Below are 12222 nucleotides of genomic sequence, written 5' to 3' on the forward strand. Positions count from 1 at the left end.
GCTTCACCCGGTGCCGGCAACAGGGCGAACGCCTCCGTTCGGCCCAGGCCGAGGCCCATGCCCCTGTCGGAATTCTTTACACCGGCGCGGCGTTGGGCCGTGTCCCTGTCGTGAACCCGTTGATTTTCAAGACGCCAGCACAAGTGGCACGTAACTTGCTTAGCGAGCGTCAACATACAATTGCCCCGCATCCAGGGGATGGTGGAGGAAGCAAAGGGGTTGCAATGTCGAAACGAACGCTGCTCCTCGGCTCGGTGTTCGCGCTCGCTCTCAGCGGGCCGGCGATGGCGCAAGGGTTCCTGGTCAGCACCAACGGCAAGGTCGCGATCGGATTGAATCCGGAAGGCCACCTCATCGCCTACGTCAGTGACCCTGACGCACCGCTGTCACCGCTCGGCATCGCCTACAACTTCTCCGGGCAGGGGGGGCGCACGGGGTGGCAGGATGCCCTCGCACCGGGATGCGACTGCGAAGCCTGGGGGGTGGCCGGCAACGGTTTCGGGAACCAAATTGGTCAGTATACCGGGAACGCCGGCATCACGCTCGTCTCGCAGTCCTTCGTCCCGGGAACGTCCTTCACCTCCGTCACCACCGCCGACGGCTCGGGGCTGAAGGTGACGCACGCCTTCACCCAGGCGGTGCAGACCGCGACGGGGGCCCTGTTCAAGGCCGCCGTGACGATCGAGAACCCGACCTTGGCGACGATCACCGACGTGCGCTACGCCCGGTCGATGGACTGGGACGTGCCGCCGACCGAGTTCAGCGAGTGGGTGACGCACAAGGGGGTGCCGACCACCACCTTCCTGCTTCACGCCACGAACGATGGCTTCGCCAACGCCAACCCGATGACCGCGGCGACAAACTCCGGCAGAGTCGGGGTGCCACCGAACACGGAGGGGTTGCAGGGCACCGCTGCCAGGGACCACGGCTCGCTCTTCGTGTTCACGTTCGGCGACCTCGACCCGGGAGAGAAGGCCGAGTTCGAGATCTTCTACGGCGCGGGAGAGAACGAAACGGATGCGCTGACTCTCCTTTCCCTGGTCGGGCCCGAGCTCTACAGCCTCGGCCAGTCGAGCCTCGGCGACAGGCGTCGCGACGACCTGCCGACCTTCATCTTCGCCTTCCGCGGTGTCGGCGGCGAAATCGTCGTGCCACCGCCGCCGCCCCCGCCCCCGCCGGGCGAGGTCGGCGTGCCCGAGCCTGCCTCCCTGGCCCTCCTCGGCCTCGGCCTGCTCGGCCTCGGCTTCGCCCGTCGCCGGGCCTGACCACCAGGGGCTTCCCGTTGCGGGGGGCGGTGCTGCGGCGCCGCCCCTTCGCGTTTCGGGGCGATCCCGGCACAGTCACCGCCATGCGTCTTGTCGCCGTTGTCCTGCTCGCCGTCCTCGCCCTCCGCGTCGAAGCGGCCAGTCTGCTCGAGCGGGGGGATCCGCCCCTGCCCGGCCCTCTCGCCGAGGTCATCGCGCTGATCGAGGAGGGACGCTTCGGCGAGGCCGAGCTTCGTCTCGCCGTGCTGCGCGCCGCCGCGCCGCGTGACCCGGCCCTCGCCCTCGCCGCAGCCGAGATCGCCGCTCGCCGGGGCGACGCGGCGCGCGCAGAGAGCGAACTCCGGGCGGGTCTGGCGGCAGCACCCGACGCCACGGCGCTGTGGCGCGCGCTCGGCCGGCTGAAGGCGCTGGCCGGAGACGCCGAGGCGATGGACCAGGCCTTCCGCGCCGCCATCGCCGCCCGGCCGGATGAGCGCGCCAACCCGCTGGAGGCCGCCGAGCTCTGGCACGAGCGCTTCGGCCGCCCGGACCGCGCCCTGCCGCACTATGAACGGGCGGCCGCCATCACGCCGGACGACGCCTGGCTGCTCTGGCGCTACGGCCTCGCTCTCGCCCGCGCCGGTCGCACCGCGGAGGCGATCGCCATGCTCGAACGCGCGGCGGACGCCGATCCGACCTCGCCCCTGCCCGATCACGCGCGCGGCGGGCTCCTCGCCGAGCTCGGCCGACCGGCGGAGGCGATCGCCGCCTACGATCGCGCGCTGGCCCGACGCGCCGATCACACCGAGACCCGCCTCGCCCGCGCCGCCCTCGTCCTCAGCCAGGGAAGGACCGGCGAGGCGATCGCGGAGTTCGACCGGGCGGCGCGCGAACGCCCCGACATCCCCCAGCCATGGGTCGGTCTCGGCATGGCCCTCGAGCGGGCCGGCAACATCCAGGGCGCGGTTCTCGCCTATCGCAGGGCGCTGGAGCGGCATGCGGAGGATCCGATCGCGCTGAACAATCTCGCCTGGCTCATCGCGCTTGGCGCGGGCGAACCGGCGGAGGCCGTCGCGCTCGCTCGCCGCGCCGCCGCCCTGCTGCCGGACGACCCCTCCGTGCTCACCACCCTCGGCGAAGCCCTGCGGCGCAGCGGTGAGGCGAGGGAGGCCGAAGCCCAGTTCGACCGCGCCATCGGCATAGAGCCCACGGCCGAACGGCACTATCGCCGCGCCCTCGCCCGCGAAGCGCTCGGCGACCGCGCCGGGGCCCTCGCCGATCTCGACCGGGCGCTGGTGCTCGATCCCCGGCACGCCCTGGCTCGGGCCGACAGGGGCCGCCTGCAGCCCTGAACGGCCCGAGCGCAGGACTTGCGCCGGCGGCCGGGTCGGCGCGCGCGCAACGAAATGTCATCAAACTTTCATTCGTTGCGATGTCGTCATTGGTTATGCATCATACGCGCGTGTGGGCGGGCCGAGGGGGTCCGGAACGCCACCTCTCCCGAGAGAGGGATCTCCCGACAGCAGGGCCACGCACGGCACGCGCCGACAAGGGGAGATTGCACCGATGTCACATCGAACTTTCCGAGCTGTCCTCGCGGCCTCCGTCGCCTTCGCTGCTTTCGCCGCCCTGCCCGCCACGGCCGAGATCCGCTTCCGCGACCCGTACCACTTCCGAATCAACCTCAGCCCCAACACGCTCGGTTCATCTCGGGCGACTGGCAGTCGCTCGGCGTCTACGTGCGGCCGAACCCACTGCAGGACGGTGACGAGGGGAGCGGCACCACCGTCGTCGCCACCCAGGGCGGCGCCGGTCTGCCGCTCACCTACATCGGCAGCCCTGCCGCTCCGGCCGAGTTCAACGCGGTCACCCGGTTCAACCCCGCGCTCGCCGGCAGTTGGACGCTGACCATCAGCAACCCCGGTAGCGCGAACAGCCCGCAGACGGTGGCCACACCGTCGCTGTTCCGTGCCGACGGCACGCTGGTGGACGCCATCGGGCTCGCGCGCAACGTGGGCATCAGCGGTACCGGCACCACGCCGCGCATCACCTTCGACGCCCCCGAGGGGTCGCGCGTCGACACCGTCGGCATCCGGATCTGGGACCTCTCCCTCGACGGCGGGCGTCAGATCCACGCCGTCAATCGTCTGCCGGCGGACACGCGGCATTACGACATTCCGGCCGTGCTCTCCTCGGGGCTGTCGCTCCGTGAAGGCGGCCGCTACGCCTTTTCCGTCGACTTCGAGGAGCGTCGGCCGCTGCCTGAAGGCGGGTTGGGTGACGTGATCAGCCGCTCGCGCACCTTCGTCGCCTTCACCCCCATCGCGGCGTCACCGACCCCTCCAGGCGGTGATCCCGCGCCGGCGGTTCCCGTTTTCCTCCCCGTCGTCGAACCGGGCCGCGTCACGCTGCCCGACGGCACCGAGGTCGACCGCCCGATCTTCCGCTTCGACTTCGACGTGACGCCGGGGGCGACGTTCCGCATCGATCCCGAGGTCGCCGTCGGCTACGACTACGCCATCGGCGCGGGTGACCCGCGCTTCGCCAGCGTCAGCCTGCCCGACATCGGCGACGGATTGTTCGACCTCTACCTCTGGGACGAGACGGCCGGGGATTGGGTGGAGGCGATCGCGGGCCTCGCCGCCGGCGTGGTCTTCGCGTTCCCCGACGGCGGGGTCGATCGCTTCCGCGTCCTCGGCATCGAGCCGGAAGCAGGCCTTGATCCGAACGACGTGACGGCCTTCCCCACCGACCTCACCTTCACCGCCGCCGGACGCTTCACCGGCACCATGACGCCGCTGCTGTTCGACCCCCGGCCGGCGCGCCCGATCGACCCCACGCCGATCGACCCAACCCCGATCGAGCCGCCTGTTGTTGGCGTGCCCGAGCCCGCCTCGCTCGCCCTCCTCGGCCTCGGCCTTCTGGGCTTGGGCTTCGCGCGTCGCCGGGCCTGACGACCAGCGGCATCGTGTTGCGGGGGGCGGTGCTGCGGCGCCGCCTCCGTTGCGGTGCGGGCCAGCCCGCTGAGCATGCCCGTCCGACGTCGGCCCGCCGCCGCGCCTCCGCGGCGACGCCACAGCGCCCGGAGGCCCGTCTCGTGTCACGATATCTTCAATCTTTCATTCCTTGAATAAACCACAATTCCGAGACAGTGTCCGACACGAGATCAAAAAGGAGAAGCCGTCACATGCGTCGCCCCCTGGTCGCGGCCACCGCCGCCCTCGCCTTTGCCGCCGCCGACGCGGCCGTCGCCTTCGTCGACATCCGCGTGCCCGGCGTCACCATCTCCGGCGGGCAGATCGACGTCGTCGACGACGACGGCGAAGCGGTCTCGGTCGGCCCCGGTGGGGTGACGGTGGGCAACGACGTCTCCGTCGGCCAGCACGGCGTGAAGGTGGGTCGCGAGGCGGCCGGCAGCCGTTCGACGACCTCCTCCTCGACCACGACGACGACCACCACCACCACGACGCGGTCGACCACGACCACCACCTCGGGCACGGCGACCGAGCGTAGGGTGGCGGGGGAACGGAGCGAGGAACGGACGGAGACGCGCAGCGCGACTCACGCCACCACCGGCCAGCGCGCGAGCCAGCAGACCACGTCCGGCACGGCCGGCCAGCGCGCGAACGAGGGCGACAACCGCCAGTCCGCCACCGTGCGCGGCGAAACGACCCAGGGCAGCACGACGCGCAGCACGACCGCGACCTCGTCCACCACCACGAGCCAGACCCGCACGAGCACGACCGGCCGCAGCGACGCCGGCGCCGGTCAGGCCGGAGGGGCGGTGGTCCAGGCCCCCGGCACGGCGGTGATCGCCAACCCTTCGGGCGGAGCCGCGGTGGTCGCGCCGGGCACCCGCATCCTGGTCGCGCCCGGCACGGGCAACTGACGCCGGGCGAGGGGGCGGGCCGCCGACCCGCCCGCCTCAGCGCCGCATCAGGGCCCAGATCAGGATCCCGGCAGCGACCGACACGTTGAGGCTCTCCACCCGCCCCGACCCCGGAATGGTGACCCGCGCGGCGCAGGTGGTGATCGTCTCCGCCGCCGGCCCCTCCTCCTCGTTGCCGAGCACGAGCGTGACGGGGCGGTCCTTCGGCAACCGGTCCGGCGATTCGCCCCCCGACGCCACCGCGGCGACGGTCAGAAAGCCCGCGCCGATCGCCGCAAGCGCCGGGGCGAGCGGGGCGGCACGGTAGAGCGTGAGGTGTTCGAGCCCGCCCTCGGCCACACGGTGTGCGGAATCGGACGGCCCGCACTGCTTGGGGTGGGAGGAGAGCACCATCCGATCGAGCCCGAAGAAGGCCGCCGTGCGCGCAATCGCGCCGAGATTGTGGCTGTTGCCGATCCCGTCCAGCACGAGCAGGAGCGGGAAGCGGTCGCGCGCGGCGAGCACCGCCGCCGGGTCGAAGGCCGGGATCGCCTTCGGCCGCGCCACCGCGACGATGCCGCCGTGGTGCGCGGTGCCGGCGATGCGGTCGAGCTCAGCGCGCGACACCATGCGGTAGGGACGGCGCGCCTGCGCGAGGACCTTGCAGAAGGGGCCCGCCTGCTCCCGGAGCCCCTCCTCGTAGAACAAGCGCTCAACCCTTTGCGGGGCGCGCGAAAACAAGGCCGAGACGGCGGCGAGCCCCGCGATCCGGACCAGGTCCTGCTCCTCCTCGCGCGAGGGCCGGGCGACGCCCGGAGCGGTGTGGCGCCGGTCCGCCCCGGGCCGAGGCGGGCCGGGCCGATCGGGGCGCGGACGCTCGCGCGAAGGCGGACCAGGGGAGCGCATGCCACCCTGAATGCCCAACGGGGCGAAGGCGAGCAAGCCCCGGGGTGGACGCCGCCCGCTCCCGCGCCTAGCCTCAGCCGGCCGTGGACATCGCCTCCATCCCGCTTCCCCCCCACGGACCGAAGCCCGAGCGGATCGCCAGGCCCCGCCCGGCAGCCTCGCTCGTGCTGGTGCGCGACACGGTCGATGGCCCAGCGGTGCTCATGGGCCAGCGGCGGGGGGATGCGCGGTTCATGCCGAACCGGCTCGTCTTCCCCGGCGGCGCGGTCGATCGGGCGGATCACACCGTGCGGCTTGCCGCCCCCCTCCCTGCCCGGCTCAGCATCGCCTTCGGCCGCGCCGCCGCTGCGCTCGCCGCCGCCGCCATCCGCGAGACCTACGAGGAGACGGGGCTCCGGCTCGCCGGTCCCGCCCCGCCCGGCGCGCGATCGCCCGGCCGCGGCGTGTGGGCCGCCTTCCGGGCCGGCGGCCTGTTGCCGGACCCCTCCGCCCTGGTGCCGCTGTGTCGGCTGATCACGCCGACCTTCATGACGATTCGCTTCGATGCCCGCTTCTTCGCCGCCCCGGCCGAGGCGGCGCAGGGCCGGCTCAACGGTGGCGGCGAACTGTCCGACTTGCGCTGGATTCCGCTCACGCAGGCGCGTGGGCTCGATCTCGCCGTTCCGCAGCAGGTGGTGCTGGCGGAACTCGCGGCCTGGCTCGACGCCGGGCGGCCGGACCGGAGCGAGGCGCCGCTGTGGCGCGAGATCGGCGAGCGGCTGGTGCGCACGCCACGCCTCGCGGCCGAGGCGAGGCCCTAGCGCGCGATCCGGCCGGGGGCGAGCCGCCCTTCGGCCTCCAGCTTGGCGAGGTGGGCCTCGAGCGTCCGCCGCGCCGCCCAGAGAAGACGGTCGTCGAGCCCAGGGTAGAGCCGGTCGAGCAGAACGTCGATCCTGTCGGCCCCGGCGGCCACCGCCTCCAGGATTTGAGCCTCGCGCGCCTCGCGATGGGCGAGGAGGGCGCGCACGAGGGCGTGCGGCTCGGGCAAGACCGGACCGTGGCCGCACAGGTAGAGTGTCTCGTCGCGTGCGAGCAGGCGCGCGAGGTTGGCCATGTAGGCCGCCATGTCGCCATCAGGCGGGATGACCACGGAACTCGACCAGCCCATCACGTGGTCGCCCGAGAACAAGATCCCCCTGCCCTCGAGCGCGAAGCAGAGGTGGTCTGAGGCGTGGCCAGGAGTATGCAGGGCGAGGAGGCGCCAGTCCGGCCCCTCGATCGCGTCACCCTCGGCGAGCGGGAGGTCGGGGGCAGGAAGCGGCGTCGTCGCCGTCGCCGGGCGCGGACCGCCCCACGCGGCGACGGGAGCCTCGAGAGCGCGGGCGAGCGCGGCGGCCCCAGGCGCGTGGTCGCGGTGGTGGTGGGTGACGACGATGTGGGTGACGCGCTCGCCGGCGACGGCGGCGAGGATGGCGTCGCGGTGGTCGGCATCGTCGGGGCCAGGGTCGATGATCGCCACCGCGCCGCGGCCGACGAGCCAGGTGTTGGTGCCGTGATAGGTGTAGGGGCTCGGGTTGCGGGCGACGATGCGACGAATGCCCGGCGCCACCTCGAAGGGCACGCCGTAGGCGGGCGGTGGCTCGGAGAGGAAGGTCGGGCGCATGGCGCGATCCTGCCCGAGGCGAGGCGTCAGTGCAGCGGCGGCGTGCGTCGGGTCACACCCGCGTTCGGCGCCGCCCGGGCAACATGGCTCGCGCGGCAGCCCTTCACTCTTTCTTCACGCGTTGGGCCGCAGATCGGTCTAGGGAAGCATCGCGATGCTCCGCCTGGTCACGCCCGTGCTGTTCGCCCTGCTCGCCTTCGGCGCGCTCGCCGCCGCCGTGATCGAGAGCGAGGAGCGTGCGGCGGCCGGAGCCGCGTTCGTGAGGGTGCTGGCCGGAGGCTGAGGCTCCGTCGGCGGGCCACGCTCACCCCTCAGCGAAGCCAGTCGGGCGAAGGTCGTCCCGCCGAACGCCGCGCGCGGCGGTCATCCCGGCGGTTGATCGGACCGCCAGCGACGCGCTCGTCGCCCGTCAGGTCGCGCGCCTCTGGGGGGGCGGCAGACCCGCCAGACGGGCCGTGCCTTGCTGAGATGGTCGGCTCGTGCGGGGGGCGGGAAGCCGGATCCGCCGCCCCCGCCGCCTAGCGAAGTCTCAGCCCTCTTCGGAGAGCCGCGCCGCCGTACCGCGCATGCCGATCATGGCGAGGAACTCTCGCCGCGTCGCGGCGTCGTCGCGGAAGGCGCCCAGCATGCGCGAGGTCACCATGGAGACGCCCGGCTTGTGGATGCCGCGCGTCGTCATGCACTGGTGCGCGGCCTCGATCACCACCGCCACCCCCTTCGGCTGCAGCACGTCGTTGATCGTGTTGGCGATCTGCGCGGTCAGCTTCTCCTGGATCTGCAGCCGCTTGGCATAGGCCTCGACGACGCGGGCGAGCTTGGAGATGCCGACCACACGCTTGTGCGGCAGGTAGGCGACGTGAGCCCGCCCGATGATCGGCACCATGTGGTGCTCGCAGTGGCTCTCGAGGCGGATGTCGCGCAACAGGACCATCTCGTCGTAGCCGTCGGTCTCCTCGAAGGTGCGGGCGAGGAGCTCGACCGGGTCGATCTCGTAGCCGGAGAAGAATTCCTCGTAGGCGCGCACGACGCGGGCAGGGGTGTCCACCAGCCCTTCGCGATCCGGGTCGTCGCCGGCCCACAGCAGCAGCGTGCGCACGGCGGCCTCCGCCTCCTCCCGGGTCGGGCGGCGGCGGCTGAGCGGGGCCTCGGCGAGCGGAGCAGGGGTCTTCACATTCATGACCTATACCTCACGGCACTGGGTTGGCGGGATGTCCGTTCTTGTCGTTCTGAAGCCCGGTGCCCCGAACGTGGGCCCGAACCAGCACCCGTGACTCTGGGTTTCCGACCTCGGAGGTCAACCAAGCGCTCGCGCGGGCGTGAGGGTCAGGCCCCCGCGCAGGGGTCACGCCCGTCCCGCGCCGCCAGCAGGTCTTCCGCCGCCCGCAGCAGCGCGAGCCGCCCGCCCAAAGGGAGACCCGAAGGCTCGATGTGATCGAGCCCCGGGATGAGGTGCAGGCGCGCGCGCGGCAGGCGTTCGGCGAGGCGTCGGCTCTCCGTCCACGGGATCACGGGATCGTCCTCGCCGTGGATCAGGATCGCGCAGGCGGCAAGCTGCTCGAGCGCGGCGCGGGCGAGCGAGAGGGCTTCGAGTTCGGCGCGGATCGGCCTGGGCAGGGCGGCGAGGCGGGCCGGGATTGCCTCCCGGTCGCGTTCCTCGGCAAGCGCGAGCACGGCCGCTGCCGCTGGACCCGGCGGCGGGCCCGGCAGGGCAAGGCCGCGCAGACGGGAATCCGCCGCCGCGCGCAGCCAGTACGCCTCGCGCGGATCGGGCAGGTTGGTGGCGTTGGCCAGCACGAACAGCCACAGCGCTTCGGGCCGCGGCCGACCGAAGCGCCAGACGTCCCCATCGCGGTAGGCACCGGTGGCGAGGAAGGTGAGGAAGGCCTCCGTGTCGTGATAGGCGCCGAGGGTGGCGATGAAATCGAGCCGGCCGCCGACCTCGGGGCGGAGTGCGGCGAGGAAGGCCGGCCCTGCCGCATAGGAGATGGCGGCGAGCCCCGCGGGCCCGGGACCGTCCGGCAGGGCGAGGATGGCGGCGGCGATCGCCTCGGCGTCGGAGGCGGAGACCGCGAGACGGCGCGCCGCCGGCAGATCGGGCACGAGGACGAGGAACCCCACGCGGGCGAGGCTCTGCGCCAGCGGCACCAGCCGGGCATCGCGTCGTCCGGCCTCGGAGAGGCCCGGCACGAGGACGAGACGCGCGTGCGCCTTCGCTCCAGGTCCGGGCCGCCAGAGATCCGCCGCCGTCCCCGGCACCGGCCACGGCTCCAGCACGGGTGCCGGGGTTTCGCGCTTGAGGGCGGAGGGCGCAGGCCCCGCCTCGATGTCGGACAAGAGCCGCGCCGCCTCGCCGCAGCCGCCAAGCGCAAGCGCGAGGCTCAGCGCGCAAACACGACGACGGATTCGAGATGCGGTGCCCACAGGAACTGGTCGATGGGAACGGCACGGATGGCGCGCCAGCCGCCGGCGGCGAGGATCCGCCCGTCGCGCGCGAGCGCGGCGGGGTTGCAGGAGACATAGACGACCCGGCGGAGGGAGGGCGGCGCGGCGGCGAGCGCCTGAGCCTGCACCTTCGCCCCTTCGCGCGGCGGATCGAGCACCACGGCATCGAAGCGTGTGAGCTCGTCGCCGGTGAGGGGACGGAGCGAGAGATCGCGCGTCTCGACTGCGACGCGCGGGGCAAGCCAGGCCCGCCGCGCGGCGGTCGAGAGGGCGGACGTGGCCGGCCCGTCCCCGTCGATGGCCACGACGCGAAACCGCGCGGCGAGCGGAAAGGTGATGGTACCGATGCCGGCATGGAGGTCGGCGACCCGCGCCCGCTCGGGCAGGTCGGCGAGTTCGGCCAGCACCGCGCTGACGATCGCCCGTTCGCCCTCCACCGTCGCCTGCAGGAAGGCTCCGGGCGGGGGCTCGACCGCAACGCCGTCGAAGGTCAGGCGCGGCGGGCGGCGAACCACGAGGGGAACAGGACCGTCGCCGAGGTCGACCGACAGGCGGGCGAGGTCGGCGGCGCCGGCGAAGCGGGCGAGGGTCTCGCGCGCCACCCGGTCCGGGTCCCGCCCGAGGCGGAGCACGACATCAAGCCCCGTCTCGGCCAGGTTGGCCTGCGCTTCCGCCCGGGGGCGGAGCAAGCCGAGGTCGAGCGCGCGCAACGCCTCGGCGAGGGCGAGCAGGGGGGGCGCGAGGACGAGGCAGCCCGGCACGTCCACCACCGCCGCGCTGGCGCGGGCATGGAAGCCGGCCACACCGGGGCGCAGAGCAAACTCCGCCCGTCGCCGCGTGCCGGGCTCGGCGGGAACGAGCGGGGAGACGGCGGCCTCGGGGAACCCCGCCCGCTGCAAGGCAGCGACCAGAAGCCCGCGCTTCCACTCCGCGTAGGCGGCCGGCGCGAGGTGCTGCAGCGCGCAGCCGCCACAGACGCCGAAATGCGGGCAGGGCGCGCGGACGCGATCCGGCGACGGACCCGGGATGTCGATCAGCCGCCCGGCCAGCCCCTCGCCGCGCCGGCCCCCGACCGCCACCGCGACGCGCTCGCCCGGCAAGGCGCCCGGGACGTAGAGGACTCGCCCGTCCGGAAGACGCGCGACCCCGTCGCCGGCTGCGCCGAGGCGCTCGATCGTCACCGCGATGGACAGCGGGACGGACGCGTGCGAAGCGGGCGCGCGTGATTTCCGATCGCCTGAAGGCTGCCGTCCCCTGGTGGGGAAAGATCGCGGCGAAGCTGGTGCTGTCACGGCTGCCGGTCGGCTACGGAACTTGGGCGCGCGCCAACCTGTTCCGCCACGGCACCATGGACCGCCCGGACCGTGCGCTGGCGACCTTCGCCGGCATCCATGCGGTCGCCGCGGCGCACGCGCCACTTCCCTCTGGCTTCACCGTGCTCGAACTCGGGCCCGGCGATTCCTTGCTCGCCGCCGTCGCCGCCTGGGGCTTCGGGGCGGGACGTATCCTCGCCTGCGACGTCGGGCCGTTCGCCACCACCACGCTCGAGGGGCTGAAAGGGCTCGACGGCTTGCTGCGCGCGCGGGGCCTGCGCCCGCTGCCGCTCGCGCAGGCGTCGACGGCGGAAGAGGCGCTGGCGGCGATGAACGTACGCTACTTGACGCGGGGGGTCGAAGATCTTCGCGCCCTGCCCGCGGCGAGTGTGGATCTCGTCTGGTCGAATGCGGTGCTCGAGCACGTGCGGCTGGCCGACCTTCCTGCCACCCTCGCCGAACTCGCCCGGCTGCTCAACCCCGATGGCGTGATGGTGCACGGCGTTGATTTCTCCGACCACCTGGGCGGGGCGCTGAACAACCTCCGCTTCTCCCCGCGCTTGTGGGAGGCGGATTGGTTCGCGGCCCGTTCGGGCTTCTACACCAACCGCATCGCCCCCTCGGAGCTGCTCGCGCTGTTCGCCGAGGCCGGGCTGGCGACGGAGGTGATCCATCGCGAGACCTGGGCCGCGATCCCGACCCCGCGGCGGGCGCTGCACGCAACGTTCCGCGCGCGCAGCGAGGAGGATTTGCTCACCCGCGGCCTCATCCTCGCCGCCCGCCACGCGACGGCCTGACCGCCTCTCC

Annotated in this window: 12 protein-coding genes; 7 read left to right on the plus strand and 5 right to left on the minus strand. The window is 73.1% G+C overall.

Going from position 1 to position 12222, the window contains the following annotated elements; translation table 11 throughout:
- The first annotated feature begins 224 nt into the window (after nucleotides 1-224).
- From DWB05_RS14765 to DWB05_RS00165, 4 genes are all read left to right on the plus strand, one after another.
- A complete protein-coding gene (locus DWB05_RS14765) occupies nucleotides 225-1265 on the plus strand; it encodes a PEP-CTERM sorting domain-containing protein (protein ID WP_198669004.1) in 1041 nt (346 codons plus the stop codon).
- Nucleotides 1266-1348: 83 nt separating this feature from the next.
- A complete protein-coding gene (locus DWB05_RS00155; RefSeq protein ID WP_114373679.1) occupies nucleotides 1349-2596 on the plus strand; it encodes a tetratricopeptide repeat protein in 1248 nt (415 codons plus the stop codon).
- Between the two features lie 387 nt (nucleotides 2597-2983).
- Entirely contained in the window at nucleotides 2984-4198 is a 1215-nt protein-coding gene (locus DWB05_RS00160; protein WP_198669005.1) for a PEP-CTERM sorting domain-containing protein, read from the plus strand.
- A gap of 233 nt (nucleotides 4199-4431) precedes the next feature.
- Nucleotides 4432-5133 (plus strand): hypothetical protein, encoded by a 702-nt coding sequence (locus DWB05_RS00165; RefSeq protein ID WP_114373685.1) that lies wholly within the window; start codon nucleotides 4432-4434, stop codon nucleotides 5131-5133.
- A 36-nt stretch (nucleotides 5134-5169) separates the two neighbouring features.
- Here the strand turns inward: DWB05_RS00165 and DWB05_RS00170 are convergent, their stop codons facing one another.
- Nucleotides 5170-6018 (minus strand): TrmH family RNA methyltransferase, encoded by an 849-nt coding sequence (locus DWB05_RS00170; RefSeq protein ID WP_114374207.1) that lies wholly within the window; start codon nucleotides 6016-6018, stop codon nucleotides 5170-5172.
- Between the two features lie 83 nt (nucleotides 6019-6101).
- On the opposite strand from DWB05_RS00170, the gene DWB05_RS00175 reads away from it, so the two are divergent.
- Nucleotides 6102-6818 carry an NUDIX hydrolase gene (locus DWB05_RS00175; RefSeq protein ID WP_114373688.1) on the plus strand — a complete coding sequence of 239 codons (717 nt, stop codon included), beginning with the start codon at nucleotides 6102-6104 and terminating at the stop codon, nucleotides 6816-6818.
- On the opposite strand, the gene DWB05_RS00180 is transcribed toward DWB05_RS00175, so the two are convergent.
- Nucleotides 6815-7660 carry an MBL fold metallo-hydrolase gene (locus DWB05_RS00180; RefSeq protein WP_114373691.1) on the minus strand — a complete coding sequence of 282 codons (846 nt, stop codon included), beginning with the start codon at nucleotides 7658-7660 and terminating at the stop codon, nucleotides 6815-6817. The two genes, DWB05_RS00175 and DWB05_RS00180, sit on opposite strands and share 4 nt — an antisense overlap.
- 154 nt (nucleotides 7661-7814) lie before the next feature.
- Between DWB05_RS00180 and DWB05_RS15175 the strand changes: the two genes are divergently transcribed.
- Nucleotides 7815-7943 (plus strand): hypothetical protein, encoded by a 129-nt coding sequence (locus DWB05_RS15175; RefSeq protein WP_269815546.1) that lies wholly within the window; start codon nucleotides 7815-7817, stop codon nucleotides 7941-7943.
- A gap of 246 nt (nucleotides 7944-8189) precedes the next feature.
- Here the strand turns inward: DWB05_RS15175 and folE are convergent, their stop codons facing one another.
- From folE to DWB05_RS00195, 3 genes are all read right to left on the minus strand, one after another.
- On the minus strand, nucleotides 8190-8837 hold the full coding sequence (folE, locus tag DWB05_RS00185) for a GTP cyclohydrolase I FolE (RefSeq protein ID WP_114373694.1): 648 nt from the start codon (nucleotides 8835-8837) through the stop codon (nucleotides 8190-8192).
- Nucleotides 8838-8983: 146 nt separating this feature from the next.
- A complete protein-coding gene (locus tag DWB05_RS00190) occupies nucleotides 8984-9994 on the minus strand; it encodes an alpha/beta fold hydrolase (protein ID WP_114373696.1) in 1011 nt (336 codons plus the stop codon).
- 44 nt (nucleotides 9995-10038) lie between these two features.
- On the minus strand, nucleotides 10039-11283 hold the full coding sequence (locus DWB05_RS00195) for a class I SAM-dependent RNA methyltransferase (RefSeq protein WP_232818325.1): 1245 nt from the start codon (nucleotides 11281-11283) through the stop codon (nucleotides 10039-10041).
- 41 nt (nucleotides 11284-11324) lie between these two features.
- Here DWB05_RS00195 and DWB05_RS00200 point away from each other — a divergent pair, with 41 nt between their 5' ends.
- A complete protein-coding gene (locus DWB05_RS00200; RefSeq protein WP_232818326.1) occupies nucleotides 11325-12212 on the plus strand; it encodes a class I SAM-dependent methyltransferase in 888 nt (295 codons plus the stop codon).
- The last annotated feature ends 10 nt before the right edge of the window (nucleotides 12213-12222 follow it).

Source organism: Elioraea thermophila (ex Habib et al. 2022), assembly GCF_003336755.1.
Lineage (GTDB): Bacteria > Pseudomonadota > Alphaproteobacteria > Acetobacterales > Acetobacteraceae > Elioraea > Elioraea thermophila.